Here is a 26,057-nt window from a genome sequence, read left to right as displayed (position 1 = left end):
GCTACAGATTAAAGAATTATAAAATTTTTTAAAATCTTCTTTCATCCTCAAATCTTGTTGCAAAAAAAACTGCAAACATGGTTTATATATTGGCTATTCTGTCTCTTTTGCATTCAGTTTTAAAATACCAACTACAATCAGATATTGTGCCACAAGATAGGTTAGCATGATAAAAAATGAACTTCTTTCTATTGTTGCATGAAATTTATTGATTGCCAGAATACTATCAGAAATTACAAAAGCTGTGGCACCTAAAAAAACGTGTAATCTTCCCGGTTTTTTCCAAATTAAATACCCATTGAAAGCAAATAAAACCATAATCGAAATTACGGCAGCGTAAACAATTACGGGTATTTTTAAATCACCTAAATTAGGCATCAAAAACAAAACCATTGCAATGAGGTAGAAAGCAATCAGAAGGCTTCCAATGCCAAATAAGAATTTGTTGATCTGAATTTCGCCCACAATTTGTTTATTAAAAAGGGAGCAATAAGTAAGATGAGCAATTAAAAAAGAAATTAAGCCTAGAATAAAATAGATTTCGGCGATATCAGCAAAAAGCAAAATAACGTCTCCAATCCAAGAAAATAATAATGCAATTAAAAGGGTTTTCCGGGAGCTGAATTTTTGATGAAAGTAAACTCCAAAGCCTAATAATGGAATTAACACAGGTTTTAAAAATAAATCTAAATTATCATCTCCTAAAAATAGAATGATGAGATATGCAATACTAAAAATAATGTATATTTTTAAAAAAGTAACATTTTTCATAAGCGGTTATGAATTTATATTTGATTTATTGGGGTTCTGAAAATGGGTAGTGACAAAGTAAATCGTAATTAAAAATGATAAACCTAGGTAACTCATGATAACGTAATTACTCATAGAGAAAACATGATTTAAACCAAACCAGTCTCCATAATATATGATAATAGCAATGGCAACAGCAAATCGCAAACCTTCCCAGAAAAGGGCATATTTGCTTTTGTCCATTAACTCTGTGTAGCTATAGATTGTGACCAAAATAAATAAACCATAGATAAAAATGTTTGGCAAGCCAATTTTTGCAATATTATCAAATAAATAAGTCACAAACAAAAGTGTAATTAAAACTTGTGCAACTGACCAATATATTAGTTGTTGCGAGTTTTGTGTTCCGTATTTATCAAATTCAAAAACGTTATCAATTTTGTTTACAGGATATTTAATTTCAAAATTTTCAGGTCGCCATCCTGTTGGTTTAAACCATATGGTAAATTTATCTTTCCAGTTTTCAGCTCTCCAGGCATCTTTAATCAATAAAGTCAAATGCTGAAAATTAATCCGGATCGGGTTCCAGGTATTTGCAGGTCTTGTAATACCAAAAACAGGCGGAACATTGGCTAACTCAGCTTGAAAAGTGCCAAAGAGTTTATCCCAGAAAATAAAAATCTGCGAATGGTTTTTGTCTAAATATTCCGGATTTATGGCGTGGTGTACACGATGATGTGATGGTGTAACGAGAATATATTCCAAAAATCCCATTTTTTTAATATGTTTGGTGTGATACCAAAATTGCAAAAATAAATGCAGTGGTAAAGTAATTGCAATAACAGTAGCGGGAACGCCTAATAATGCTGCAGGAATTAGCAAAAAAGTAAACAGATTAACTAAACTTGCAATAGGCTGACGCAAAGCACATGCAAGATTAAATTCTTCGCTGCTGTGATGAATCGCATGTTTATTCCAGAAAAGATTAATTTGATGCGCCCATCGATGACTCCAGTAACCATAAAAATCAATAACAAAAAAAGCAATGCAATAAGAGAGAACATTAGCTTCAAGGTGGTAGATTGCAATTTTAGAAACCATCCATTCATAAGATATGAACGTAAGGCTTAGCCCAAGAACATCTTTTACAGAATTGGTAATTCCGGAACTAATACTCGATACGCTATCGATTAAAGGAGCGGTATCGTCCTTTTTGTAAATGCCGTATATTTTTTCGATTATAATTAATACTAAAAAAATAGGCGTTGCGATAATCAATATCTTTCCATATTCTTCCATAAAAAAAGCATTCTATTTTATTCAAATATAGAATAAAATAGAATGTTTTTTAAATTATTTTCAATTAAACGACTTATAAATAAATCATATTCAATTATGATTTATTTAAGTCAGCCGTAAAGCTGTCAATTAGTTAGGAAAATTGTTTGCAGTGTAATTTTTTATCTTTTTAATTTTTTATCTTAAAGCTGATACATTCCTTAAAAATTTGAAAAGAACTATATTTAATCTCTCAATAAAAAAGCATTCTGTTTTTATTCAAAATAAAACAGAATGCTTTTTTTAAAAAATATTTTACAATTAAACAATTTCGGCGCTTAATCCGGCTTCCAAAAGTTGTGTACATTGAGGCTTTAACTTGTCCATTGACCCCGTTTTTACAGTGCATTTTCCGTTGTAATGTACAATTAAGGAACATTGTTCTGCTTGTTCTGGCGTGTGACTGCAAACACGCATTAAAGTGTCAATTACGTGATCAAAAGTGTTTACATCGTCGTTATAAACAATGATTTCGTTATTGAAACCCGTCGCTTCCTTTTCGCGAACTCTTTCTCTTACTTTTTCTTTAGTACTCATTTTTTTAGGTTTTTGTACTTTTTGTAATTACTAATTTGTTTTGTCGCAGATTACATATTTATTATTAAAACTAAAATCGCTGTAAATATGCAGATTGATCAATCTGTGAGCCATTTATATTCAGATAATTAACTATCTAATTTACGTATTTTAATGAAACCCAGTTATTTCTTTGAAATTTTTTAACATATGTCAGCCCTTTTTCTGTACAGGAAGCATCAATAAACGGAATATCTTCTTCATAGAAACCGCTAAACAATATAATACCGCCTTTGTTTAAACAGTCAACATAGCTTTGCATATCATTCAATAAAATATTTCTGTTGATGTTTGCAATAATCAGGTCATAACTTTTACCTGCTAATAAAGCTGCATCGCCTTCGTAAACGGTAATATGTTTGCAATTATTGCGTTCAGCATTTTCGATAGAATTCAAATAACACCAATTATCAATATCGATCGCATCAATTGGTTCAGCACCTTTCATTTCGGCAAGGATAGCCAGAATCGCAGTTCCGCAACCCATGTCAAGGGTTTTCAGTCCTTTAACATCCATTTCAAGTAAATGCTGGATCATCATGTGAGTTGTTTCGTGGTGACCCGTTCCAAAACTCATTTTTGGCTCGATTACAATATCAAATTCGGCATTGGTTTTTTCATGAAAAGGAGCGCGAACATGACATTTTCCGTCTACATCAATCGCTTCAAAATTCTTTTCCCATTCTTCATTCCAGTTTACCTGATCGATTTCTTCAATCGTATATTCAATTTTAAACTCCTCAGATTCTAAGATATAAATGTCATCCAGAATATTCTCATCCCATAAATCTTTCTTCACAAAAGCCGAAATCCCAGTTTCAGTTTCTGTAAAAGTCTCAAACGCTTTTTCGCCTAATTCAGCAATTAAAATTTCAGAACCCGGTTCTTTCGGTTCAATCGTAAAATGATATCCTAAATATATATTCGACATAAATAAATTTTTTGCAAAGGTAAGAATCCAAAGCAGAAGTTGTTCATAAATAATCGACATCCTTACCTTTATTAATGTTAATTTTGATTTGAATTTGTAAGGATTTTTAAAATATGAAGAATATCATTTTTATTTTGCTCTTTGTCGTACTTAACGGAGCAACTTGTGAGAAGGAACATGAAGTAATAAGGTCATTTTGTTATTGGAAAACCGATTTGAATTTTGAAAATCAAGATGATTCTCTCATTAAAGATTTGAAAGTACAGCATATGTACGTACGTTTTTTTGATGTCGATTGGAATCCTTATGCCAAAGAACCTTTGCCGGTTGCAACAGTCAGAAACACAAGTCTTAATGAAAGTAATCCTGAAATTACACCAAGTATTTTTATTACCAATGAAGTTGTTTTGCAAGCCAATAAAAAACAATTGGATAGTTTAGCCGTTAGAATTGCGAAACGCGTCGAGCAGATTGGCGTAAATATAAATGAGGCAAAAGCGGATAAAATCGCCAATGCAATTGTGTATCCAAAAGATTATTATAAGCAGGAAAACTATAAACGCATCAATTATGACTCAGTAAAATCAATAGAATTAGCGAAGTTAAAAGTCGATTTTAAAGAAGTTTTGATCGATTGCGATTGGTCCGAAAAATCAAAAGACAATTACTTTTATTTACTGAAACAAATCAAAAAAGGATTTCCAAATGCTCAGATTTCGTCTACAATCCGACTTTGGCAATATAAATATGCTTCAAAAGCAGGAATTCCTCCCGTAGACAAAGGTTTGTTAATGTGTTATAACCTGGAGAAACCGGACGATTTTAGCACCAAAAATTCCATTGGAACAAGCGAAGAATTGGCACAATATATTACGCACGATCAATATAAGTTAAAATTAGATATTGCTTTACCGCTTTATAGTTGGGCAGTTGTTTTTAGAGGAAATCAGTTCAAAGGAATTTTATCAGATTATGATCAGCTACGGAATGATTCCATAAAACTTAAGAAAGTTTCAAACACAAAATATGTTTTGCAAGATGATATTTTAGTTGGTCAAACCTATTTAAGAAACGGAGACGAAATTAGAATTGAGAAAATTTCTGAAGAGGAACTGGAGAAAATGATTTCGATTGTAAAAAGTAAAATCAAGATTGATAATCAAACCAAAGTGACGTTTTTCTCTTTCGATAAAAAATACATCAACGATTATGGAACCCAAAACATATCTAACTATTATGAGAGTTTTTAGTAGTTTACTTTTAGTTTTTAGCATTCAGGTTTCTTTTGCCTGCGGTTGGAGTGTGTCGCCAGAAACGAGTCGTTTGGCATTGTTTAAAGCGCAAAGAGAAGGTTTTTTTAAGCTGACACCATTCTATTATTCGGCAGATTATTACTATTCGACCAATACCGTTTCTGGCGTCGATCAGGAATTGAATTGTTTAGAATGGAAGAAAAAATTAGGTAATACAGTTGATCCTAAAGATGTTCATACCATTTTGTACGAGACCGATGGAGAAGTTTTTGAAACAGCTTATGAAAACAAAACATTAAAAAAAGCATTCGAAAAAAATACATTTATCGAAGCCTTATTATTATCAAAAAACAAAGCTTTCTTAAACTATATTCTGTTTGCCAAAAAGTTAGAATACAATAGTAATACTGATGTAAAATGGGAATCCTGGAATCAGATTGGTTATAACAGCAAAGATCATAAATTAGCAGAAACAGGAGATTTTGAAAAGAAAATAAAATCAGCCAAAGATGCTTTTTTAAAACAACGTTATGCCTTTTTAATTTTAAGATATAGTTTTTATGCGCAGGATAAAAATGAAGTGATTCGTTTGTACGACACTTATTTTACCGAGAATAAAAACACGATTTTAGAACCTTGGGCTTTGTATTATAAAGCTTTATGTATAGAAGATTTTCCTTTGCAAAACTATTTGCTTAGTAAAGTTTTTGCAACATGTGAAGAGAAATCATTTGCTGTTTTACAGCATTATAACTGGAAATTAACAGAACAAACTTTGGCTCTGGCTCAAAATGATGAAGAACGAAGCGTAATTCTTTCTATAGAAAGTTTTCGAAATCCTGCGCCGGATTTAAAAACTATCGAAGAAGTTTATAAAATAAGTCCGAATAGTATCAATTTGAGTTTTTTGATTGGAAGAGAAATCAATAAAATCGAAGACTGGATTTTTACGCCACAATATACCAATGACGGAAGCCCTTCGGTTGTATTTGAAGGAACTGACTGGTATGGAAATTATGCTAAAGCCAAAAAGGAAAACTTTAATAAAGATATCTTATACTTAAGGGAATTAGAATATTTTCTTATTTCTATTCGGGAACAAACTTCAGGCGAGCAAAAAGAGTATATCACGGCAGCAATTGCACAGCTTTGTTTTATAGATGATGATATTGATTCAGGTAAAAAATACACCAATATGATTTCTGATAAAGCCAATGCATCGATACAAATGCAAAAAAATATTCAGTTGGCTCTGGTGTCTTTAAAACAAGACGATTTGAAAAGTGAGAAGATTCAGAATCAGCTTTTCAAATACTTTGATTCGGTAGAAAATCTGGTTGAAACAGATAATGGCTTATTCAAGAATTTATACAGTTTATATCGTATTGCCAGCGCAGATTTCTCTAAACAAGGCGATCGCGTTACGACTGGATTATTAATGATGAAATCAGATCTTAAAAGCGAAGGAGAATATTCGTATTACGGAAGTAATCCTTATCTCTACAGTTATATTGGTTATTTTGACAGAACTGCAACTGTTGAAGATGTAGATCGTTTGATCGCTTTACAGCAAAAGAAAAATAAAACACCTTTTGAAAAATACATTTGTTCCGGAACAATTTCTCTAAATATAAATTATTATAAAGACCTAAAAGGAACAATTGCTTTTAGAAATAACAATTTAGAACTCGCTTATGAAACCTTTGCAAGTATGCCAAAAGATTTCTGGGATAAGAATTATGCCTACAAAGATTATTTAAATGAAAATCCATTTACGCCCAAAATTCTGCAAAATGACAAAGAGCGAAAATTCGATTATCATTTTAATAAAGCGGATTTTATTGCAAAATTAATTCAGTTAAAGAAGCAAAATACAGCAACAAGTAATTTGCAATTGGCGCACGCTTATTTTAATGTTTCGTATTTAGGAAATTCCTGGATGATGGTTGCCTACGACTGGACATCTGGAGAATCGTATGTAGATTATGTTTATGGTGATAATTCTGAGAATGAAAAAGCATATCAGAAAGGCAATTATTACAGCTTAACAATGGCTAAAATGTATTACGAAAAAGCCTTGAAGATGTCTAAAAATAACAACGAAAAAGCAATGGCAAGCTTAATGATTTTTGAATGTAATTATTATAGTCATTATGCTAATATTATTTCTGCCGAAGAAGAAGCTAGAAATCCGTTTAAAGCAGGGCAGGAGTTAGTCAATTTTTATTCGGTTTACAAAACCACACCAAATTTCAGAAAATACAATTGCCCTTTGTTAAAAGCATTTATAAATTAATTTTTTTCACCATATAAGTTATATAAGAAAATTTAAGCTTGACTTTACTCAAAAACTTTAAATGAACTTATATCACTTATATGGTAAAAAAAAAACGTTCGCTAGTGCGAACGCCTTTGTTATTTTTATAGCTAAATGTTTATTAGATAGCAGTAACGATTGCTAAAAAGTCATCTGCTTTTAAAGCAGCACCTCCAATTAAACCACCGTCTACGTCTGGTTTACCAAAGATTTCTTTAGCGTTGTCCGGTTTTACAGAACCACCGTATAAAATAGAAACTTCGTCAGCGATATCAGCACCAAAAGCTTTACGAACAACTTCTCTGATAAATTCGTGCATTTCCTGTGCTTGTTCCGGTGAAGCAGTTTCTCCAGTTCCAATAGCCCAAACAGGCTCGTATGCTAAAACAATTTTAGACCATGATTCTTTTGCAATTTGAAATAATCCGTCACGCAATTGGTTTTCAATAATATTGAAGTGATTTCCTGATTGACGGTCTTTTAATTCTTCTCCAAAACAGAAAATTACTGTTAAGTCATGTTTCAAGGCAGTATCTACTTTATTAGCGATTAAAGCGTCAGTTTCGTGAAAAATAGCTCTACGCTCAGAGTGACCAAGAATTACGGTATTAACACCAATACTAGTTAACATATCAGCAGAAATTTCTCCTGTAAAAGCTCCGCCTTCAGCTTGGTGAACGTTTTGAGCTGCAACTCCAATAGTTGTGTTTTTAACTTTTGCAACAGCTGCCTGTAAGTTTACAAATGTTGGAGCAACAATTACCTGAGCTGTAGTATGAGCTGGTATTTTAGTAATTAATTCGCTTAATAATTCTTCAGTTTGTGCTGCGTTTTTATGCATTTTCCAGTTTCCTGCAACAATCTTTTTTCTCATTTTGGTAGTTTTTATTTTATTTTTTTGTTTTTATTGTTTTGTTAGGCTAATGATAATATTGATATTGAATTTTAACATTGCCTTTGTTGTAAATTTTATTTCAGGCTTTTTAAAGTTTCATTGATCTTATCAAAATCAGTTTCAATAGCACGGTACAATACTATTTTGCCAGTTTTGTCAACAATGATATATCTTGGGATCCAGTCTAAATCTATAGCTTTTCCAAAAACACCTTTCATACCGTCGTTCATCATAAAATGATCGCCTTTAAGTTCGTGTTTCTCAATTCCTGCTTTCCATTTATCAGCAGTTTTATCAGCAGATAAAAATAAGTAAGATACATCAGGATTGTTAGCCTGCAATTCTTTTAGTTTTGGCATTGCTTTTACACAATCACCACACCAAGAAGCCCAAACTTCGATAACCAAAGTTTTTCCTTTATATTTTTTTAAAATATTTTTAAAAGTTACCTGACTTTCATCAGTCGATAATAATTTTTCTGACAAAGCTTCTTTAGAAAAACTTGTTTTCTGAGCTTGTGAACATGAAAATGTAATAAATGCAATTACAACTAGTGCTATTTGTTTCATAAGGAGATAATATTTGCTTTTTAATTTAGATTTAAATTCATCTTTGGATCTGCTGATTTTTAAGACTTCAATTCCTGTTGATTTCAAAAAATAAAAAGATCCCGAACAAAGTTAAACAAACAAATCGAATGAGAAATGGAGATTAACAAAATTTGAAGACAGCTTTATTTTATCACAAAACGGAAAATTTTGGTTAGAAAAACAATAATGAAATCGTAATAGTAGGTTCAGAAAACTACAATTTTACCGTTTTTTGTGGAAAACAATTTTAATAACCGTAAAAATAAGTTGCATTTTTTTATTGATGAAGAAGTTTTAGAGGGAAAAAAACGTCAGATTGGTATAAAAAAAGCCTTCAATAAAAATAACCAATAAAACAAAATTAATCGGGATTTACCAAATATGTTGAAACATATTGTGCTATTATGTAGTATACAAAAAACGCCAATAAATCTAAGATAGAGATATTGGCGTTCTTTATTTTTAGTGTTTTTTAAAGACTATACGACACATCAGATAATTTCAGATCCTTTATATCATTGTAATGAACTTTTTGAATTATTGTTCCTTTTTGTATTACTACAATACTTGGATTTGCTCTTTCTACAGTTTTTAAAGCCGTAGCATCACAGAAATAAAAGTCAACATCTAAACCATATTGTTTTTTGGCTTTTGCAATTTCATCAGCTCCCGAAGCAGTCATAGCAATTACTTTATATCCTTTTGCTTTAGCATCTTTAGTTAAACCTTCCAGTTTTTTCATTCCGTCAGGATTAGATAAAGCCAGATCATATGTCACAAAAACTAATAATTTTGGTTCTTTTAATAATTCCTCTTTATAGTCAGAATCATCTTTTACCATTGTAAAATCATGAATTGGCGGTACATAACCTTCTGTAATTACTTTGTCTTTTCTGTCAACAAATTTTGCACCTTCAGGAATATTAGCTAAATCTTTTTCTGTAAATTCTTTATCAACACCATTTACTTTGTAGATAAAAATCATTTCTACTACAGATTTTGGTGCACCTTCAGGAATTTCCATTCCTTTCTCGATGTTTGTTCCTACTTTATAAGGACGGAAATCTTTTATAGGATTGTGATTTAAAACCCAAACTGCCATAAAAATACACAATACAACACTTGCATAAGTAATGATATTGGTTACTGCACTTGAAAATAAAGGTTTTACAAGATTTTTATTGATAAATAGAATCAGAATAAAGAATAACAATACAATATCTTTTGTAAAAGATTGCCAAGGTGTTAAGTGTAAGGCATCTCCAAAACATCCGCAATCTTTTACCACATCAAAATAAGCCGAGTAGAAAGTAAGGAATGTAAAGAAAACGATTAATAGTAATAGAGCCCAAATCGTTAGTTTTGATTTGTAACCTACTAATAACATTACCCCTAAAACCACTTCAAGAATTACTAAAAAGATGGCTAATCCTAAAGCCAATGGCTCTAAAAAAGGCATATTAAAAACCGGTTTACTAAAATATTCGGCTAACTTATAAGAGAATCCAACCGGATCATTCAGTTTAATTAATCCGGAAATTATAAATAATACTCCAACGAATAATCTTGAGAATTGGGTAATAATGTTTTTCATGGCATACAGTTTAATTTAAATTCCAATTTATTTTTTTGGAATTTTATTTTTATTTGATAGGTTCAAGTATTAAAGCAAAAACGGAATAATTAATCATATCCTGATAATTTGCATCTATACCTTCAGAAACCAGGGTTTTTCCTTTGTTATCTTCGATTTGCTTTACGCGAAGCAGTTTTTGCAGAATCAAATCAGTCAATGAACTTACGCGCATATCGCGCCAGGCCTCGCCGTAATCATGATTTTTGGCTTCCATTAACTCTTTGGTCAACTTAACTTTAGCATCGTATAATTCGGTTGCTTGTTCTACACTTAAATCAGGCTGATCTACAACACCTAACTCTAACTGAATCAAAGCCATAATCGAATAATTGATAATCCCGATGAATTCACCTTTTTCATCTTCATCAACTTTACGAATCTCGTTTTCTTGTAAACTTCTTATTCTTTGTGCTTTTATGAATATTTGATCTGTAAGCGATGGTAATCTTAAAATGCGCCATGCACTGCCGTAATCTTTCATTTTATTGATAAATAAAGTGCGGCAAACCGTAATTACATTATCAAATTCAAGGGAAGTATTCTTCATTTATTGCTGTATATTTGCTAAAATTTCTTCAAAAATAAGGATTAAATTAAAGAGTTTCAAGTTTCAGGTTTTCTTTGTTTCAAGTTTTTTCTAAACAAAGTGTTAATGCCAACAACTAGAAACTGTAAAAAGTTTCAAGTTTGAGGTTTTCTTTGTTTCAAGTTCAAGTGCTTGGGCAATCTACGTTAACCTAAAACCTGAAACAAAAATAACAAAACATATGCTGATGAACTGCAAAGGTCAACTTATAGATTTGTCGATTCCTAAAGTAATGGGAATCTTGAATGTTACGCCTAATTCTTTCTTCGATGGAGGGAAATATAAAAATGAAAGCGAAATTATTTCTCAGGTAGATAAAATGCTTTCTGAAGGCGCAGCATTTATTGATATTGGTGCCTATTCGAGCAAACCCAGCGCCGAATTCGTTTCGGAACAAGAAGAAATTGTCCGAATCGTTCCGGCGATAGAACTAATTTTAAAGCATTTTCCGAAAGCATTATTATCGATTGACACCTTTAGAGCTGAGGTTGCAAAAGCGAGCATAGAAAGCGGTGCGGCCATCATAAACGATATTGCGGCGGGAGAACTGGATGATAAAATGTTTGATGTCATTGCTCATTATAACGTTCCTTATATTATGATGCATATGCGTGGAAATCCGCAAACAATGCAAAGTCTAACGCAATATGAGGATATTGTAAAAGAGATGCTTTTTTATTTTTCTGAAAAAGTAAATAAAGCCAGAAGTCTCGGAATTAACGATTTGATTCTGGATCCAGGTTTTGGTTTCGCCAAAACAACAGATCAGAATTATGAGGTCATGCAAAAAATGGAACTTTTTAATTTATTAGAATTGCCGGTTTTAGCTGGGATTTCCAGAAAATCGATGATTTACAAAACACTTAATATCACACCGCAGGAAGCTTTAAACGCAACAACGTTTTTAAATACAATTGCTTTAACGAAAGGTGCAAAAATCCTGCGTGTACATGATGTAAAAGAAGCGGTGGAATGTGTTACTTTGTTTCAGAAAATGAATTTGTAAAATAAACAAACGCCCTAATATGTCATTCCGAGGAACGAGGAATCTCCGTTGCTAAGTCGACAAAGATTTGCTTTTGATTGCTGAGTTTCTTGCGTAGATTCTTCGTTCCTCAGAATGACATACTTTGAGTTAATTAATATTCTAACTAAAAATAAATATGAAATACTTCAGTTTAATATTCATAATTCTTCTTTTCTCCTGCGGAAAAAAAGAAGACGTTTTGCTGCCAAAATCAAATGTTTCAATTGTAAAAGATGTTCAGGACCATTCGCCAATTTACATTTTCTTTAAAACAGAAGGAAAAGATACAATTGCCGATGTGAACCGAAAAAACAGCATTATTTCGACCAACTGGATTTTGAATATCGACAAACGTTTGCCTTTAAGATTAGTAATTCCTGAAGTGATAAAACTACAGGAAAAAAAGCGAGCCGACAGCGCTCACAAAAACGAAAATGCTGAAAATTATTATTCCTATGCAGATTCTATCGGAAAGAATTTAGCCTTTTTGCCTTTCACGAAAGTGTATTATAAAATGGAAAAACCGACTAGAGGAAATTTTGTCTTTTATTTTAGAAAAGGAAAAGAACAGGTTTTGATGGGAAATATGGAGATAAAAACATCAGAAATATTAAAATATTTTTATAGCATCAAGTTTCAAAAAGTACCAGATTTGGTATTCTTATTTGATAAAAACATGAGTTATGAAGAATATATTCAACATAAAATTTTACTTCAAAAATATGTAACTTACAATCTTGATAAGCTTCCGGTAGAATTCATTTTCTAAAACTTGAAACTGAGAAAACTTTAAATAAAACTATTGATGATGATAAGGTTCGTTTCGTAAAATCGTAAAACCGCGATACAATTGTTCGATAAAAAACAGGCGGACCATTTGGTGTGAAAATGTCATTAATGAAAGCGAAATTTTCCCTTGTGCTTTGCTGTAAACCGTATCAGAGAATCCGTATGGACCACCAATTACAAAAACAAGCGTTTTGATTCCGGAATTCATTTTCTTTTGTAATTCTTCAGAAAAACCAACGCTTGAAAAGTTTTTTCCGTTTTCATCTAATAAAATTAACTGATCTGTTGGCGTTAATTTAGAGAGAATTAACTCGCCTTCTTTTTCTTTTTGCTGACTTTCAGATAAATTCTTTACGTTTTTGATATCCGGAATAATCTCCAGATCAAATTTGATATAAAAAGACAAACGTTTGGTATAATCGTCAATCAAAGTCTGAAGCGATTTATTATCTGTTTTGCCTATGGCGATAAGTTTGATATTCATTGATTAGTTTTTTTTGCCACGAATTTCACGAATGAGCACGAATTAAAAAATTTGTGTTAATCTGTTTTATTCGTATGATCTGTGGACTATTTTTTATTCTCAAAAACGGTTTCAAAATGTTCTACAACAGGAAACGGTTCGTAATAATGATGAAGAATCTTTTTCCATTCCAGATAAGCTTCAGAATTCCTGAAACCTTTAGTATGATCTTCAAGCGTATTCCAGTTAACTAATAAAAGGTATTTGTTTTCGACTTCAAGACATTTCTCTAAGCGATGTCCTAAATAACCATCAATCGACGAAATGTATTGACTTGCTTTTGCAAAATCAGCTTCAAATTGATGTGCTAACTCTGGTTTTATATAAAGAAATACGGCTTCTAGAATCATATAAATTATTGAATTTTTATCTGCTTGATCTGCTTGATCTGCGTGAGGTAATTTTTTTCTCGCAGATTTAGCAGATCGAGCAGATTTTATTTTAAGTATTCACAAACAAAAATCTGTGTCAATCCGCTTAAATCAGTTTAGATCTGCGTGCAATTTCCACACAGATTGAACAGTTTTAGTTCTTTGAAAATTTATCTTCAAAAGTTTTAAATCTTGCATCTAAATCCTTCACCAATTGTTTTTTTACCGATGTGTCCTGAATAAAACTATAATTGATGCTGTTGTAAACATATTGTTTTATTGTAGCGTACGAAACATCAGGATATCTTTTAGCCAATAAAACATATTGCTCTGTCATATTCGTTCTTAAAATTCCCGCATCATCTGTACTGATAACGATGGGAACATTGAATTCTTTATAAAGTGTAAAGGGATGTCTGTTTTCTTTTACCTTCAAAATAAATTCGTTACTTGTTAAATTGATCTCAATCGGTATATTGTTTTTTGCCATATAACGCAGTAAATCATATGAATTTGCTTCGTAAGCAATGTCTACACCGTGACCAATTCTATTTGCTCCTGCGACATAAATTGCATCGTTAATATGCCATGTTAAATCTTCTGGCTGAACTAATCCTAAGGTTAATTCGCCGGCGTGAAGCGTATATTTTACATCTGGAAATTTAGAGTGGCAATATTTAAACATTAACATGTGTAACCAATAATCTTTCATAGAGTTCTCGCCATGTTCCGGAGAAACGATGTTTACGCCGGCAACGAGTTTACTGTCGTTTGCTGAGATAAAAGCGATTGTTAGATTCTTGAATAAATCAACCGGATCCATAAAACGTAGTACAAAATTCTGGTAACGCATTGTAAAACGCTCATCGTCAATTTTTAAATCTTTATGCAATTTTGCTATAAAATTAGTATTGAAATCTGTGGCATATTTTTTAGCATCTTTTTGCTGAATTGATTTATACAATTCGTCTAAAAGTTTTAAAACGGCTTTTTCATCTTTTTGAGTTGCAGCCTGGCGTAATTTCGTATTGAAATCTGTTAAGTCAGAAACATTCATATCACAAGGAATCGTGGATAACTGTGTTTCTATATAACTCACATTTTCAGCAAGTGCGCGTTTTTTTAATTCTAACATTCCTTCTGTAAAATGACCTTGAATAGTAGGTTCGAATTTCATAAAAGAATCAAAAAACTGGTCATCAGAAGGAACAGAACCATTGTAATCTTTAACAGACCAGGTTTGCATGACTTGTTGTTCGTAAAAAGCCAGTTTTCCTTCGTTTTTAAGAGTGGAGAAAGTTTGCCAATTGCCTTTTGCAGGTTTTGTTTTAGAGACGGCCATCGATTCTAAATTCAAATAAAAATCTTCTGCAATCGCTCTTTCCAAAAGAGGTTCTGCATAAACTGATCCTGAAAAATGATGGTGTAAATCTCCGCCTTTAGGCATTTGTTGAAAAAAAGCTGTTAAGAGAGCTTCGTTATTTCTAATTTTTTCTAAATAGTTTTCAGCCGTTTGAGAAAAGCCGATTTGTGCTATGAAAATACAGAAAAGTGTAATTATCCTCGTCATACTCTAAGTTTAAATTACATGCAAATATACAAGTTTCTGCGGAGATTTTAAAATGTGGATTTAAATTGATCATTTGAACTGTTTATTTAACTGTAAAGTTTTTTTGTAGAAGATGAATTAACCGCAAAGTTCGCTAAGGTTTTTCGCAAAGAGCGGAAAGTCTTTTTGCTAATAATAAAGTTGAAGTAAAGTTCGCTAAGGTTGGTGCATCTATATAAACGTTCCGGAGGAACAAACTATATTGTAGGGATGGATTTTAATCCATTCAACGCAAGTAATTTCGACAATCTTGTCATTTCGACCGAAGAGAGAAATCACACAAGAAATTCCGCAAAATAAGTCGTCAATCTTTGTCGAGTTGCTTACGGAGATTCTTCGTTCCTCAGAATGACAAATTACGCACAAAAAAAGACGCACTGCTGTGCGTCTCTACGTTAATATAGGTTCAAACCGTTGAACCTCTGAACCTTTGTTGCTTTGTAACTTTGAACCTTTAAAAGAACCTTAAGTAAACAATACATCACGAATTTCTTCTACCTTATCAAAAACACTTTTGGCAAAAGGACAAAGCGGAATAATTTTTACATTGTTAGTTCTGGCGTATTCTACGGCTGCCAACACCAGTTTTTTACCAACACCTTTTCCATTAAAATCCGGACTTACTTCAGTGTGATCAATGATGAATTTTGAATCTCCGGCCCAAGTATAAGTCATTTTTCCAGCTTCTTTTCCGTCTTCTATAGCTTCAAAATAGCCTCTTCTTGTATCGTTTGTTTGTTGAATTTCCATTATAAGTTATATTAATGTGGTTTTAATTTCGATTGAATGTGTTAGTACTTTATGAATTGGGCAACTGTTTGCAATGGTTTCTAATCGTTGTCTTTGCGTTTCGTCGACTTCACCAATTACTTCGATTTTTCTTGTAAATAGAGAAACATTTCGGTCTGAATCCCTGTCAAAGTCGATTTTGACATTTATTTCAGAAACATTCCATTCCTTGCGATTGATATACATTCGTAAAGTAATTACGGTGCAGGAAGCTAGTGATGCTGCTAAAAGTTCTGTTGGATTTAAACCTAAGTTTTTACCGCCCAATTCCTGAGGTTCGTCAGAAATTAAAATATTTTCGCTGGCTGATTTTATTTCCGTTCGATACAAACGGGTATCAATTTGTGCTGATATTGTATCCATATATTATTTAATTCTAGGTTCAGGTAAAGGCACAAATTCAGTTTCGCCCGGAACTTTTGGGAAAGTTTGTTCTGTCCAGTCTTTTTTGGCTTTCTCGATTAGGTTTTTATCTGAGGAAACAAAATTCCAAAAGATAAAATGTTCTTCAGGAAACGGAGTCCCTCCAAAAATATAAACGGTAGAATTCTCTGCTAATTCAAACTCACAAAGTGTACTGTCATTTGTAATTAAAATTTGTTTAGGATCATAAACGTGTTCGCCGCTTTTGATGCTTCCTTCAAGAATATACAAACCGCTTTCGCCGAATAAATGATTTCCGATATTTATTTTTTTAGCGGCTGTACTTTTTATTTCAATAAAATATAACGGACTATAAACCGGAACCGGCGATTTTTTTCCAAAAGCTTCTCCGGCAATTAATTTATATGAAACGCCGTCCACTTCCCAAGCCGGGATATCATCTGCTTCTACATGAGTAAAATTGGGATCCATTTGCTCTAATTCTTTTGGTAATGCTACCCAAATTTGCAAACCATGAAGCATTTTGTCAGAATGTCTTAAGTACTCAGGAGTTCTTTCAGAATGTACAATTCCTTTTCCTGCAGTCATCCAGTTTACGGCGCCTGGTTTTATTTCTAATTCAGTTCCTAAACTATCACGGTGCATAATGCTTCCTTCAAACAAAAAAGTCAAAGTCGAAAGTCCGATATGTGGATGTGGCGGAACATCCATATTCTCGTGATCACTTAAATGTGCCGGTCCCATATGATCGATAAACACAAAAGGGCCAACAGCTCTTTTTTCGCGGAAAGGCAATAATCTCCCTACCATAAAATTGCCAATATTGGCAGCACGTTCTTCAATAATTAAACTGATATTTGACATGGTTATTTTGATTTGATTTGAAAACAAAATTACAGTTGTGATAGAAATCTGTAACTTAATTTAGGTTAAGAAAAGTTGTTTTTGTATTATTTATAAAAGTAAGGAAAATGTGGAATAATTCAAATTCATTTTATTTCATGCAGTTTTGTTTGTCATTTCTATGATAAAATCATTTTTTTTCAGGAGCTAATCCCGCTATCCGTTTCAATCTTTTGTAACTCCCGAAGCCTCGGGGCCGCCACAAAAGGATTTCCACTTCTATCGGGGCCAGGACAATCATTTTTATAAGAATATTGTTGTGTAGTTTGTCATTTCGAGGAACGAGAAATCTCCGTTAGAAGCTCGACAAAGATTGGATTTTCGTTGCGGAGTTACTTGCGGAGATTTCTCGTTCCTCGAAATGACAAAACTGTGAGAATTTTAATCAACAAGTTCAAATTCCAGCGCTTCACTTTCATTTCCGTTAATTATAATCGACAATTGATGTATTCCGGTATGAAAAACACGCGTCGTAATGATTTTGAAAGACTGATTTCGATCAACTTTAATTAATTGATTTGGCAGATAGTTTTTCTCACTGATTTTAAAGACTTTTTTAGCCAGATGTCCTTTTGCCTTTTTATAATGAACAGCATATTCTAAACGAATCGTTTTAGTTTCTTCGTTTTTATTATTTAAGTGAAATTGAAACTGTAGATAATCTCCAATTTTGACTACAGGTGTTTTAATTTCAAAACCAGAAAGTTCAATATTGGTGCTTTCTAAACCATAATGACTTAGAACTTCCGGATGTCCTTGTTTTAATAAAGTTCGGCAGCCATGTTTGATAATCGCATCGGTTTCTTTGCTGAAACCTTTCCATTTTGAAGCTATTTCAAGTACAATTTGAGGATTATCCTTGGCAATATCATTTAGGTTATTGGCAACGCTTCTGCGAACATATTCTGAAGGATCGTTTTTTAGATTTTCTAAAATGGGAAGTATAGAAGTTGGATCTTTCTTTAAATACGGAATTGCCATTGCCCAAGGTAATCTGGGACGACTTCCTTCGCTTGACAATCGGCGAACATGATGGTTTTCATGCAACGACCATTTGATCATTTCGTCGATCATTTCTTGTTTGTATTTTAAAATAAAAGGGCGAACGGCAAACTCGCAACTGATAAATTTTGTAATAGAAACAAAGGCTTTTGCCGAAGTTTTAAAATCATCCAAACCATACATTTCGATATAATCAGCAAAAAATATAAAGGCCAGATTTCCTTCTGTAAAGTTATTTTTCTTAAGGTTTTCAATGATTTTATCAATTAAAGAAACAGCTTCAGTAAAATTTTCAGGCATAAATTGATGAAATACAACTGTGGTATGTTTCATGCGGTCCTTCCATTCTTTTTGGGCAAAATCACCTTCATAAATGGTTTCAATAAATTTCTGTTTATCGAAAGTTGGATGCACATCGGCTACAGCCTGACTGAATTTTTCGTAAAAAGTAACGGAGTAAATATCTTTAATTAATCCCATAATTTGTTTGAATGAACCTCAAAGATATTTAATGTTCTTGATGGTGGCTAACAAAAAAATAAAAAGATTTTAACTATTAAGATATTAAGTTTCATTAAGAATTAGGCTTAATTTCTCTTAATATCTTAAGGGTGAAAAAAAGAAAAATTTACGGTGTTAATTTTTTTTCATATTGCCTGAACTTTCAAATCCACAAAATATATCCTACTTTAGCATCTTATAAAATGTAATAAAAATGATTAGCGAAGTACAATTTCAAACCGAATTACAACTATTGATCAGCAATGCAATTCGAGAAGATGTAGGCACAGGCGATTATAGTTCATTAGCGTGTATTCCTGAAACGGCTCACGGTCAAGCCAAATTATTGGTAAAAGACCAGGGAATTATTGCGGGTGTTGCTCTTGCAAAAATGATTTTTGAGTTTGTAGATCCTAAATTAAAAATCAAGACTTATATAGAAGACGGAACGCATGTAGAATATGGCGATGTTGTTTTTGAGGTTTCAGGAAGTTCTCAGTCTATTTTAAAATCAGAGAGAGTCGTTTTGAATACCATGCAACGTATGTCTGCTATTGCTACAAAAACAGATCAGTATGTACAGTTATTAGAAGGAACCGGCGCAAAAATATTAGATACACGTAAAACAACTCCAAATTTCAGGGCTGCAGAAAAATGGGCAGTGAAAATTGGAGGAGGAGAGAACCACCGTTTTGCTTTGTATGATATGGTAATGCTCAAAGACAATCATATCGATTTTGCCGGCGGAATAACTTTGGCAATAAAGAAAACCAAAGAATATCTAAAAGCGAATAATTTAGACTTGAAAATTATAGTTGAAGCCAGAAACCTGGATGAAATTCGTGAAATCCTTTTAAGTGACGGTGTACACAGAATTTTGATCGATAACTTTAATTATGAAGATACCAAAACCGCAGTTCAGTTAATTGGTACTAAATGCCAAACGGAATCTTCCGGAAATATCAACGAAAAAACGATTCGTGAATATGGTTTATGTGGTGTAAATTATATTTCGTCAGGTGCTTTGACACATTCCGTTTATAACATGGATTTGAGTTTAAAAGCCTTTTAATTTAATTATTAATTGTTGATTTTAACTTTTAATAACTAATCTAACAATCGAAAGACCCAACAACCAGTAATCTAAAAATCTAAAAAAAATATGTCTCAAGAGATAGAAGATCGGATCGAAAAGCTTCCTGTGATACGTACTCTTGCCCGGCTTTTAAAGAGAATAAAACTGCCTTGGCTGGAAGGGTTCTCTTTATATGATTTGCTTGAGATGTATACAATGGGTATTCTCGAAGGTGCATTTTCGTATCATGCGAGTGCTGTTTCGTTTAGTTTTTTTATGGCCTTGTTTCCTTTTGCACTGTTTATTTTAAACTTAATTCCGTTTATTCCAATAGATAATTTTCAGGCTGATTTTCTGCAGTTTGTGCAGCAAAGTGTGCCTCCAAATACCTATGACGCAATTAGTAAAATTATTAGTGATATCTTAAATAATAGTCACTCAGGATTACTATCGTCAGGTTTTTTGCTTTCTATATTTTTGATGGCAAATGGTATTAACGGGATTTTGAGCGGGTTTGAATCCTCTAAACATGTTTTTGATAAACGTGGCTTTTTTAGTCAATATTTAGTAGCATTGGCGATTTCGCTTGTCATGACAATAATATTGTTTGTAACGGTTGCGACAATTGTTGTTTTTGAGGTATTTATTCAAAAAACAATTATTCAGGATGTTCTGAGTGATCGTATTCCGTTGATTATTTTGGGACGATATTTGTTTGTGATCTTAATGATTTTGATAACATCTTCAATATTATTGCGTTATGGTACAAAACAGTATAATAAAGTGCCTTTTATTAGCATTGGATCTGTTTTTACAACCATATTAATTGTTATTTCTTCGTTCTTTTTTGGGATTTGGGTTATAAAATTCTCAAAATACAACGAACTTTATGGTTCAATTGGTACATTATTAATTCTAATGTTTTATATTTGGATAAACTGTATGATTCTGCTTTTGGGGTTCGAATTGAATGCTTCTATCAGAAAATTAAAACAAAAAAAAGATAAATAATATGAAAAATTGGATGTTAACTATTGGTGTTTTTTTCTTTGCATTAAGCACAATACAAGCTCAAAGCGTTATTGGAAAGTGGAAAACGATTGACGATGAAACGGGAGAAGCAAAATCAGTTGTAGAAATTTATGAAAAATCCGGAAAAATATATGGTAAAGTTGTAGAAATACTTCGTGCCGATCATAAAAAAGATTTATGCGTAAAATGTGATGGTGCTGACAAAAATAAGCCCATTTTAGGTTTGGTAATTATCAACGGACTTAAAAAAGATGGTGATGAATATAGTGGAGGGACTATTTTAGATCCTACAAACGGAAAAAAATACAAATGTTATATCACCCTGGATTCTGCTGATAAACTAAAGCTTCGTGGTTATGTAGGAATTTCTATTATGGGAAGAACACAATATTGGACCCGAGTAAAGAATTAATTTCATAAAAATAAAATGCGAAAGTTAGCATCGATACTTTTGTTCTTAGTAATCTTCTCCAGTAGTTTTGGACAAACTAAGAATTCGCCATTACAAATAAGTCATCTTACGGGTGACTTTTATGTTTATAAAACGTTTCATGATTATAACGGAATGCTGATTTCAGCAAATGCCTTGTATCTTGTTACCAATAAAGGAGTTGTATTGTTTGATGCTCCTTGGGATGAAACGCAGTTTCAGCCTTTATTAGACACCATTAAGGCAAAACATAATAAAGATGTTGTGATGTGTTTTGCAACACATTCTCATGATGACAGGGCTGGAGGTTTGGGATTTTATAAACAAAAAGGAATAAAAACTTATACGATAAAATTAACCGATCAGATTCTTGAAAAAGAAGGTAAAAATAGAGCAGAATTTATTATCCCAAATGATACTACTTTTACTGTAGGACAGCATACTTTTCAGGTTTATTATCCGGGTAAAGGGCATGCACAGGATAATATTATTGTTTGGTTTAATAAAGAAAAAGTACTTTATGGAGCTTGTTTTATTAAAAGTACAAGTGCGAAAGATTTGGGCTATTTAGCGGATTCTGATGTAAAGGAATGGGAAAAATCGATTAAAAAAGTACAGGCAAAATTTAAAAATCCAATCTATATTATTCCGGGGCATGAAGATTGGGTAAATACAGAATCACTAAATCATACCTTAAAGCTGGTTCAGGAATATAATACAAGTCAGCATTAATTATTAAAATGGCTCATCATTTGTATTATTTAAAATAGTTTAATTTCCTTATATTTGAAATTAATTTAATTGAAGTAAAATGACTATTACGGATAAAAATATAATTGAAAGTTATTCAGATTTATTTGAAGGACTAAGTTTTTCCAATAAATTAGAACTTATAGAAAGGCTAACAAAATCTTTAAAAGCAACTAAATCTAAAGAAAATAATTTTTATAAATCTTTTGGTGCATTTTCTTCAGAAAAATCTGCAGAAGAAATTATTTCTGAAATTAAATCCAATAGAAAATTTAAAAACACTGAAATTAAATTTTAATGGGATATTTACTTGATACAAGCATTTGTGTTTTCTTTTTAAGAGGAAGATTGAATCTTGATAAAATAGTAAAAGAAGTCGGGTTAGAGAACTGTTATATTTCTGAAATTACAGTTGCTGAACTTCGGTTTGGTGCTGAAAACAGTGATGATCCAATTAAGTCTAATAAAGCAGTAGATGTTTTTTTAAAAGGATTAATAATTATTCCAATCTTTGGATCAATAAAAAGATACGCTATCGAAAAAGTAAGACTTAGAAAAATTGGGAAACCAATAAATGACGAATTTGATCTTTTAATAGGTGTAACTGCAGTTGAAAATCAATTAACCCTGGTTACTGATAATGTTAAGGATTTTAAGCTTTTAAGCGGAATTCAAATAGAGAATTGGTTTGAAAGAAATTAAGTTTCAATTTTTATAATTCTTGCCCAAATTGTTTTCCTAATCTTTTTAAAATACATACATGTTTTTTGTCGAAGTTGTTCTACCGCTTTCTTTAGCTAAAACCTTTATTTATAGTATTTCTGAAGCCGAATTTCATTTTATTAAAAAAGGAATGCGGGTTGCGGTGCCTTTTGGTAAGAGTAAAATATATACGGCGTTGGTTATTGATATTCATCAAAATAAACCAAGCCTTTATGATGCTAAAGAAATTCATCAAATATTAGACGAAAAACCTATTGCAACCGAAATCCAGATAAAACACTGGCTTTGGGTCGCTACTTATTATATGTGCGGTATTGGCGATGTATATCGCGGCGCTTTCCCTAGTGGATTATTACTGGAAAGTGAAACCATAGTTTCGCTTAAAGCAGAAATCGTAGTAAATGATTCTGAACTTTCTGATGATGAATTCTTAATTTATGAAGCATTGCATCATCAAAGTTCACTGAAAGTTCAGGAGATTATTTCGATACTAAATAAGAAAAACATCTTACCGATTCTTCAAACAATGATATCTAAGGATATTATTGTTTTAGAAGAAGAAATGAAAGAAAGTTATAAGCCAAAACTTATTAGATATGTAAAATTACATGCTAAATACGAATCAGAAAATGGCTTAGCCCAGTTGTTGGAAGTTTTGAAAAGTGCCAATAAGCAAAAAGAAATTGTTTTGACTTATTTTCAGCTTATGGCTTCAGAAAAGAAACCAATTACGGTAAAAAAACTGGTTGAGGTTTCAAATTCATCTTCGGCTGTAGTAAAAGCTTTAATTGATAAAGAAATCTTCGAGGAATACCTTTTGCAGCATGATCGCGTTTCATTTACAGGTCAGGCAAGTGATAAACAGTTGTTGTTGAGTGAAGCGCAAAATGGTGCTTTTGAATCTATTAAAAATAATTTTTTAGAGAAAGAGGTTTGTTTGCTTCATGGTGTAACGTCAAGCGGGAAAACGGAGATTTACATTAAATTAATTGAAGAATACCTGGCAACCGGAAAACAAATTCTCTATTTATTGCCTGAAATTGCTCTTACAACTCAATTGGTATCACGTTTACGTTTTTATTTTGGAGATAAAGTGGCGGTCTTTCATTCTAAATACAGCAATAACGAACGCGTTGAGGTTTGGAAACAAACACTTGAAAATGCCGATAAAGCACAAATTGTGATAGGAGCAAGGTCCGCTTTATTTCTTCCTTTTAATAATTTAGGATTGCTTATTGTTGATGAAGAGCATGAGCAGACTTTTAAGCAAACTGATCCGGCACCAAGATATCACGCCAGAGATGCGGCAATTGTTTTAGCTAATTTTCATAATGCAAAAGTCCTTCTGGGATCTGCAACGCCAAGTATTGAGACGTATTTTAATACACAAACGGATAAATACGGTTTGGTTACACTTACAGAACGCTATAATAATGTTAGAATGCCTGAAATTGTGTTGGTTGATTTAGCCGACAAACATTTCAGGAAAAGAATGACAGGACATTTTAGCGATCTTTTAATCGAAGAAATTACAGAAGCTTTGTCTTTGGGTGAACAAGTAATTTTGTTTCAAAACAGAAGAGGATATTCGCCAATAATAGAATGTTTGACTTGTGGTCATGTACCGCATTGTCAGCAATGTGATGTTAGTTTGACTTTTCATAAAAATAAAAACCAATTACGCTGTCATTATTGCGGTTATTCAATTGCAAAGCCAACGCATTGCCATAGCTGTTCCAGTATTGATTTAACAACAAAAGGATTTGGGACAGAACAAATAGAACAGGAATTGATTTCGCTTTTTCCTAAGGCCAAAACGGGCAGGATGGATCAGGATACAACTCGTGGTAAGTTTGGTTTCGAGAAAATAATTGACTCTTTTAAAAACCGTGAAATAGATATTTTGGTCGGTACACAAATGCTTGCCAAAGGCCTGGATTTTGATAATGTTAGTCTGGTTGGGATTATGAATGCTGATAATATGCTTCATCATCCGGATTTCAGGGCTTTTGAACGCAGTTTTCAAATGATGACACAAGTTGCGGGAAGAGCCGGAAGATCTGAAAAACAAGGAAAAGTTGTGATTCAGACTTATAATCCAAATCATAATACAATTCAGCAAGTTACACATCATAATTATATGGGTATGTATAAGGAGCAATTGTATGATCGACAGATTTATAAATATCCGCCTTATTTCAGGATCATAAAGCTGACATTAAAACATCGTGAGTTTGATAAACTTAAAGAAGGTTCGATGTGGCTGTATCAGGTTTTAAGTCAAAACTTGTCTATGCCCGTATTAGGACCTGAAGAACCGGCAATCAGCAGAATAAGAAACGAATATATCAGAACTATTTTGATTAAGATTCCGCAGAATTTGCCATTGGGAAGTACAAAAAAAACTATTCAGAAAATGATGAATAGTTTCGAAGCTGTTGCTCAGTATCGCGCCATAAAGGTTATTGCCAATGTCGATTTTTATTAATTATGACGAGGTTGACAAAGCTTTAACCAGATCTTCTTTTTTGTTTCGGCTTAAAGGAATTTTGGTAATGCCTATTTCGGCAAATTTGCTGTTGAAGCGTTCAACCTTATCGATATTAATAATATAAGACTTGTGTACACGAATGAATTTTTCTTTTGATAAATCATTTTCAAAAGATTTCATTGTTGACAGTACCAAATTGCTATCATCTTCGGTAACGACTCTCACATAATCTCCAAATGCTTCAATCCATTTGATTTTTGCCGTGAAAATTTTAAGTTTTTTTAGATTACTTTTAATAAATATATGTTCGCCTTCTTCTTCTTTTACATCTTTTTTAAGTAAATGCATGTCTATAGCCCGCTTGACAGAAGCATTAAAGCGATCTACGGCAATGGGTTTTTGAAGATAATCAGTTGCGTCATAATCAAAAGCTTTTAAAGCGTATTCAGCTTTAGAAGTAATAAATATAATTTGCGGCTTAGATTTCAGGCCGTCAAGAAAGTCAAATCCATTAATAACGGGCATTTCTATATCAAGAAATATTAAATCGATATTATTTAGAGATATACAGCTTTTTGCTTCTATTGCATTAGAAAAATCCCCGATTAAGTGCAAACCTGGGTGATTATTAACTAATTTTGCAATAATGGTCCTTTGTATAGAACTATCATCAACAACAACACAGTTTAGTTTCATAACATTAAAATTTAGAATAAATTCAGGATAGCAGTAGTAAATGTATTATTTTTTTGCAAAAAAAACTAAAATCGGCCTGCATTTTTTACT

At 32.3% G+C, this 26,057-nt stretch carries 27 protein-coding genes; 11 read left to right on the top strand and 16 right to left on the bottom strand.

Translation table 11 applies throughout. The annotated features are described in order from the left end of the window. Positions 1–93: 93 nt before the first annotated feature. The 4 genes from RC62_RS19510 to prmA form a co-directional block, all read right to left on the bottom strand. The gene (locus RC62_RS19510) at positions 94–771 is read right to left on the bottom strand and encodes a lysoplasmalogenase (RefSeq protein WP_055097991.1); all 678 of its coding nucleotides are present in this window, start codon (positions 769–771) and stop codon (positions 94–96) included. Positions 772–777: 6 nt separating this feature from the next. Further along, the gene (locus RC62_RS19505) at positions 778–2,049 is read right to left on the bottom strand and encodes a sterol desaturase family protein (protein ID WP_055097990.1); all 1,272 of its coding nucleotides are present in this window, start codon (positions 2,047–2,049) and stop codon (positions 778–780) included. Between the two features lie 300 nt (positions 2,050–2,349). Next, entirely contained in the window at positions 2,350–2,625 is a 276-nt protein-coding gene (locus RC62_RS19500; protein WP_055097989.1) for an ATP-dependent Clp protease adaptor ClpS, read from the bottom strand. 136 nt (positions 2,626–2,761) lie between these two features. Next, positions 2,762–3,595 carry a 50S ribosomal protein L11 methyltransferase gene (gene prmA, locus RC62_RS19495; RefSeq protein ID WP_055097988.1) on the bottom strand — a complete coding sequence of 278 codons (834 nt, stop codon included), beginning with the start codon at positions 3,593–3,595 and terminating at the stop codon, positions 2,762–2,764. A gap of 113 nt (positions 3,596–3,708) precedes the next feature. Here prmA and RC62_RS19490 point away from each other — a divergent pair, with 113 nt between their 5' ends. Together RC62_RS19490 and RC62_RS19485 are read left to right on the top strand one after the other, a co-directional pair. Next, complete coding sequence (locus RC62_RS19490; RefSeq protein WP_055097987.1) at positions 3,709–4,845, top strand: hypothetical protein; 1,137 nt, start codon at positions 3,709–3,711, stop codon at positions 4,843–4,845. Next, positions 4,805–7,144, top strand: coding sequence for a hypothetical protein (locus tag RC62_RS19485; RefSeq protein WP_055097986.1), 2,340 nt, complete (start codon positions 4,805–4,807; stop codon positions 7,142–7,144). The genes RC62_RS19490 and RC62_RS19485 overlap by 41 nt, the downstream gene beginning before the upstream one ends. Before the next feature lie 142 nt (positions 7,145–7,286). Here the strand turns inward: RC62_RS19485 and tpiA are convergent, their stop codons facing one another. The 4 genes from tpiA to RC62_RS19465 form a co-directional block, all read right to left on the bottom strand. Further along, positions 7,287–8,039 carry a triose-phosphate isomerase gene (gene tpiA / locus RC62_RS19480; protein ID WP_055097983.1) on the bottom strand — a complete coding sequence of 251 codons (753 nt, stop codon included), beginning with the start codon at positions 8,037–8,039 and terminating at the stop codon, positions 7,287–7,289. 95 nt (positions 8,040–8,134) lie between these two features. Then, positions 8,135–8,629: a TlpA family protein disulfide reductase gene (locus RC62_RS19475; protein WP_055098585.1), complete on the bottom strand. Its 495-nt coding sequence runs from the start codon at positions 8,627–8,629 to the stop codon at positions 8,135–8,137. A gap of 493 nt (positions 8,630–9,122) precedes the next feature. Next, complete coding sequence (locus RC62_RS19470) at positions 9,123–10,244, bottom strand: BT_3928 family protein (RefSeq protein WP_055097981.1); 1,122 nt, start codon at positions 10,242–10,244, stop codon at positions 9,123–9,125. Between the two features lie 49 nt (positions 10,245–10,293). Next, positions 10,294–10,833 carry a DUF1599 domain-containing protein gene (locus tag RC62_RS19465; protein WP_055097980.1) on the bottom strand — a complete coding sequence of 180 codons (540 nt, stop codon included), beginning with the start codon at positions 10,831–10,833 and terminating at the stop codon, positions 10,294–10,296. 220 nt (positions 10,834–11,053) lie between these two features. Between RC62_RS19465 and folP the strand changes: the two genes are divergently transcribed. Then, a complete protein-coding gene (folP, locus tag RC62_RS19460) occupies positions 11,054–11,878 on the top strand; it encodes a dihydropteroate synthase (protein WP_055097978.1) in 825 nt (274 codons plus the stop codon). 157 nt (positions 11,879–12,035) lie between these two features. Further along, entirely contained in the window at positions 12,036–12,668 is a 633-nt protein-coding gene (locus RC62_RS19455) for a hypothetical protein (protein ID WP_055097977.1), read from the top strand. Positions 12,669–12,698: 30 nt separating this feature from the next. Here RC62_RS19455 and rlmH read toward each other — a convergent pair whose 3' ends face one another. The 7 genes from rlmH to RC62_RS19420 all read right to left on the bottom strand — a co-directional run bounded on the left by rlmH (position 12,699) and on the right by RC62_RS19420 (position 18,749). Further along, complete coding sequence (gene rlmH, locus RC62_RS19450) at positions 12,699–13,172, bottom strand: 23S rRNA (pseudouridine(1915)-N(3))-methyltransferase RlmH (RefSeq protein ID WP_029269532.1); 474 nt, start codon at positions 13,170–13,172, stop codon at positions 12,699–12,701. 86 nt (positions 13,173–13,258) lie between these two features. After that, positions 13,259–13,561 carry an antibiotic biosynthesis monooxygenase family protein gene (locus tag RC62_RS19445; protein WP_055097974.1) on the bottom strand — a complete coding sequence of 101 codons (303 nt, stop codon included), beginning with the start codon at positions 13,559–13,561 and terminating at the stop codon, positions 13,259–13,261. A gap of 175 nt (positions 13,562–13,736) precedes the next feature. Then, complete coding sequence (locus RC62_RS19440) at positions 13,737–15,152, bottom strand: hypothetical protein (protein WP_055097973.1); 1,416 nt, start codon at positions 15,150–15,152, stop codon at positions 13,737–13,739. 504 nt (positions 15,153–15,656) lie between these two features. Beyond that, the gene (locus RC62_RS19435) at positions 15,657–15,941 is read right to left on the bottom strand and encodes a GNAT family N-acetyltransferase (protein WP_055097972.1); all 285 of its coding nucleotides are present in this window, start codon (positions 15,939–15,941) and stop codon (positions 15,657–15,659) included. 6 nt (positions 15,942–15,947) lie between these two features. Further along, entirely contained in the window at positions 15,948–16,343 is a 396-nt protein-coding gene (locus RC62_RS19430) for an OsmC family protein (protein WP_055097971.1), read from the bottom strand. A gap of 3 nt (positions 16,344–16,346) precedes the next feature. Continuing rightward, the gene (locus tag RC62_RS19425; protein ID WP_055097970.1) at positions 16,347–17,228 is read right to left on the bottom strand and encodes a pirin family protein; all 882 of its coding nucleotides are present in this window, start codon (positions 17,226–17,228) and stop codon (positions 16,347–16,349) included. A gap of 420 nt (positions 17,229–17,648) precedes the next feature. Continuing rightward, a complete protein-coding gene (locus RC62_RS19420; RefSeq protein ID WP_055097969.1) occupies positions 17,649–18,749 on the bottom strand; it encodes a DNA alkylation repair protein in 1,101 nt (366 codons plus the stop codon). Positions 18,750–18,984: 235 nt separating this feature from the next. On the opposite strand from RC62_RS19420, the gene nadC reads away from it, so the two are divergent. The 7 genes from nadC (at position 18,985) to priA (ending at position 25,268) form a co-directional block, all read left to right on the top strand. Next, positions 18,985–19,842, top strand: a complete 858-nt coding sequence (nadC, locus tag RC62_RS19415) for a carboxylating nicotinate-nucleotide diphosphorylase (protein WP_055097968.1) — start codon at positions 18,985–18,987, stop codon at positions 19,840–19,842. A 90-nt stretch (positions 19,843–19,932) separates the two neighbouring features. Continuing rightward, positions 19,933–20,856: a YihY/virulence factor BrkB family protein gene (locus RC62_RS19410; RefSeq protein ID WP_055097967.1), complete on the top strand. Its 924-nt coding sequence runs from the start codon at positions 19,933–19,935 to the stop codon at positions 20,854–20,856. A 1-nt stretch (position 20,857) separates the two neighbouring features. Beyond that, positions 20,858–21,289, top strand: coding sequence for a DUF2147 domain-containing protein (locus RC62_RS19405; RefSeq protein WP_055097966.1), 432 nt, complete (start codon positions 20,858–20,860; stop codon positions 21,287–21,289). 15 nt (positions 21,290–21,304) lie between these two features. Then, on the top strand, positions 21,305–22,039 hold the full coding sequence (gene bla-B1-FLAV / locus RC62_RS19400) for a subclass B1 metallo-beta-lactamase (RefSeq protein ID WP_055097965.1): 735 nt from the start codon (positions 21,305–21,307) through the stop codon (positions 22,037–22,039). Positions 22,040–22,118: 79 nt separating this feature from the next. Continuing rightward, the gene (locus RC62_RS19395; RefSeq protein WP_055097964.1) at positions 22,119–22,355 is read left to right on the top strand and encodes a hypothetical protein; all 237 of its coding nucleotides are present in this window, start codon (positions 22,119–22,121) and stop codon (positions 22,353–22,355) included. Further along, entirely contained in the window at positions 22,355–22,759 is a 405-nt protein-coding gene (locus RC62_RS19390) for a PIN domain-containing protein (RefSeq protein WP_055097963.1), read from the top strand. The genes RC62_RS19395 and RC62_RS19390 overlap by 1 nt, the downstream gene beginning before the upstream one ends. A 58-nt stretch (positions 22,760–22,817) precedes the next feature. Continuing rightward, on the top strand, positions 22,818–25,268 hold the full coding sequence (gene priA, locus RC62_RS19385; protein ID WP_055097961.1) for a primosomal protein N': 2,451 nt from the start codon (positions 22,818–22,820) through the stop codon (positions 25,266–25,268). Here priA and RC62_RS19380 read toward each other — a convergent pair whose 3' ends face one another. Next, the gene (locus tag RC62_RS19380) at positions 25,269–25,967 is read right to left on the bottom strand and encodes a LytR/AlgR family response regulator transcription factor (protein WP_055097960.1); all 699 of its coding nucleotides are present in this window, start codon (positions 25,965–25,967) and stop codon (positions 25,269–25,271) included. Positions 25,968–26,057 lie beyond the last annotated feature (90 nt).

Source organism: Flavobacterium aquidurense (assembly GCF_001404985.1).
GTDB lineage: Bacteria > Bacteroidota > Bacteroidia > Flavobacteriales > Flavobacteriaceae > Flavobacterium > Flavobacterium aquidurense_B.
Note: the sequence above shows the minus strand (reverse complement) of the source record. Positions and strands in the feature narration are given on the sequence as shown.

Excerpts from the sequence above, each read along its gene's own strand:
- RC62_RS19510 (WP_055097991.1), bottom strand. The coding sequence starts at position 771 with ATGAAAAATGTTACTTTTTTAAAAATATACATTATTTTTAGTATTGCA.
- RC62_RS19505 (WP_055097990.1), bottom strand. The coding sequence starts at position 2,049 with ATGGAAGAATATGGAAAGATATTGATTATCGCAACGCCTATTTTTTTA.
- RC62_RS19500 (WP_055097989.1), bottom strand. The coding sequence starts at position 2,625 with ATGAGTACTAAAGAAAAAGTAAGAGAAAGAGTTCGCGAAAAGGAAGCG.
- prmA (WP_055097988.1), bottom strand. The coding sequence starts at position 3,595 with ATGTCGAATATATATTTAGGATATCATTTTACGATTGAACCGAAAGAA.
- RC62_RS19490 (WP_055097987.1), top strand. The coding sequence starts at position 3,709 with ATGAAGAATATCATTTTTATTTTGCTCTTTGTCGTACTTAACGGAGCA.
- RC62_RS19485 (WP_055097986.1), top strand. The coding sequence starts at position 4,805 with ATGGAACCCAAAACATATCTAACTATTATGAGAGTTTTTAGTAGTTTA.
- tpiA (WP_055097983.1), bottom strand. The coding sequence starts at position 8,039 with ATGAGAAAAAAGATTGTTGCAGGAAACTGGAAAATGCATAAAAACGCA.
- RC62_RS19475 (WP_055098585.1), bottom strand. The coding sequence starts at position 8,629 with ATGAAACAAATAGCACTAGTTGTAATTGCATTTATTACATTTTCATGT.
- RC62_RS19470 (WP_055097981.1), bottom strand. The coding sequence starts at position 10,244 with ATGAAAAACATTATTACCCAATTCTCAAGATTATTCGTTGGAGTATTA.
- RC62_RS19465 (WP_055097980.1), bottom strand. The coding sequence starts at position 10,833 with ATGAAGAATACTTCCCTTGAATTTGATAATGTAATTACGGTTTGCCGC.
- folP (WP_055097978.1), top strand. The coding sequence starts at position 11,054 with ATGCTGATGAACTGCAAAGGTCAACTTATAGATTTGTCGATTCCTAAA.
- RC62_RS19455 (WP_055097977.1), top strand. The coding sequence starts at position 12,036 with ATGAAATACTTCAGTTTAATATTCATAATTCTTCTTTTCTCCTGCGGA.
- rlmH (WP_029269532.1), bottom strand. The coding sequence starts at position 13,172 with ATGAATATCAAACTTATCGCCATAGGCAAAACAGATAATAAATCGCTT.
- RC62_RS19445 (WP_055097974.1), bottom strand. The coding sequence starts at position 13,561 with ATGATTCTAGAAGCCGTATTTCTTTATATAAAACCAGAGTTAGCACAT.
- RC62_RS19440 (WP_055097973.1), bottom strand. The coding sequence starts at position 15,152 with ATGACGAGGATAATTACACTTTTCTGTATTTTCATAGCACAAATCGGC.
- RC62_RS19435 (WP_055097972.1), bottom strand. The coding sequence starts at position 15,941 with ATGGAAATTCAACAAACAAACGATACAAGAAGAGGCTATTTTGAAGCT.
- RC62_RS19430 (WP_055097971.1), bottom strand. The coding sequence starts at position 16,343 with ATGGATACAATATCAGCACAAATTGATACCCGTTTGTATCGAACGGAA.
- RC62_RS19425 (WP_055097970.1), bottom strand. The coding sequence starts at position 17,228 with ATGTCAAATATCAGTTTAATTATTGAAGAACGTGCTGCCAATATTGGC.
- RC62_RS19420 (WP_055097969.1), bottom strand. The coding sequence starts at position 18,749 with ATGGGATTAATTAAAGATATTTACTCCGTTACTTTTTACGAAAAATTC.
- nadC (WP_055097968.1), top strand. The coding sequence starts at position 18,985 with ATGATTAGCGAAGTACAATTTCAAACCGAATTACAACTATTGATCAGC.
- RC62_RS19410 (WP_055097967.1), top strand. The coding sequence starts at position 19,933 with ATGTCTCAAGAGATAGAAGATCGGATCGAAAAGCTTCCTGTGATACGT.
- RC62_RS19405 (WP_055097966.1), top strand. The coding sequence starts at position 20,858 with ATGAAAAATTGGATGTTAACTATTGGTGTTTTTTTCTTTGCATTAAGC.
- bla-B1-FLAV (WP_055097965.1), top strand. The coding sequence starts at position 21,305 with ATGCGAAAGTTAGCATCGATACTTTTGTTCTTAGTAATCTTCTCCAGT.
- RC62_RS19395 (WP_055097964.1), top strand. The coding sequence starts at position 22,119 with ATGACTATTACGGATAAAAATATAATTGAAAGTTATTCAGATTTATTT.
- RC62_RS19390 (WP_055097963.1), top strand. The coding sequence starts at position 22,355 with ATGGGATATTTACTTGATACAAGCATTTGTGTTTTCTTTTTAAGAGGA.
- priA (WP_055097961.1), top strand. The coding sequence starts at position 22,818 with ATGTTTTTTGTCGAAGTTGTTCTACCGCTTTCTTTAGCTAAAACCTTT.
- RC62_RS19380 (WP_055097960.1), bottom strand. The coding sequence starts at position 25,967 with ATGAAACTAAACTGTGTTGTTGTTGATGATAGTTCTATACAAAGGACC.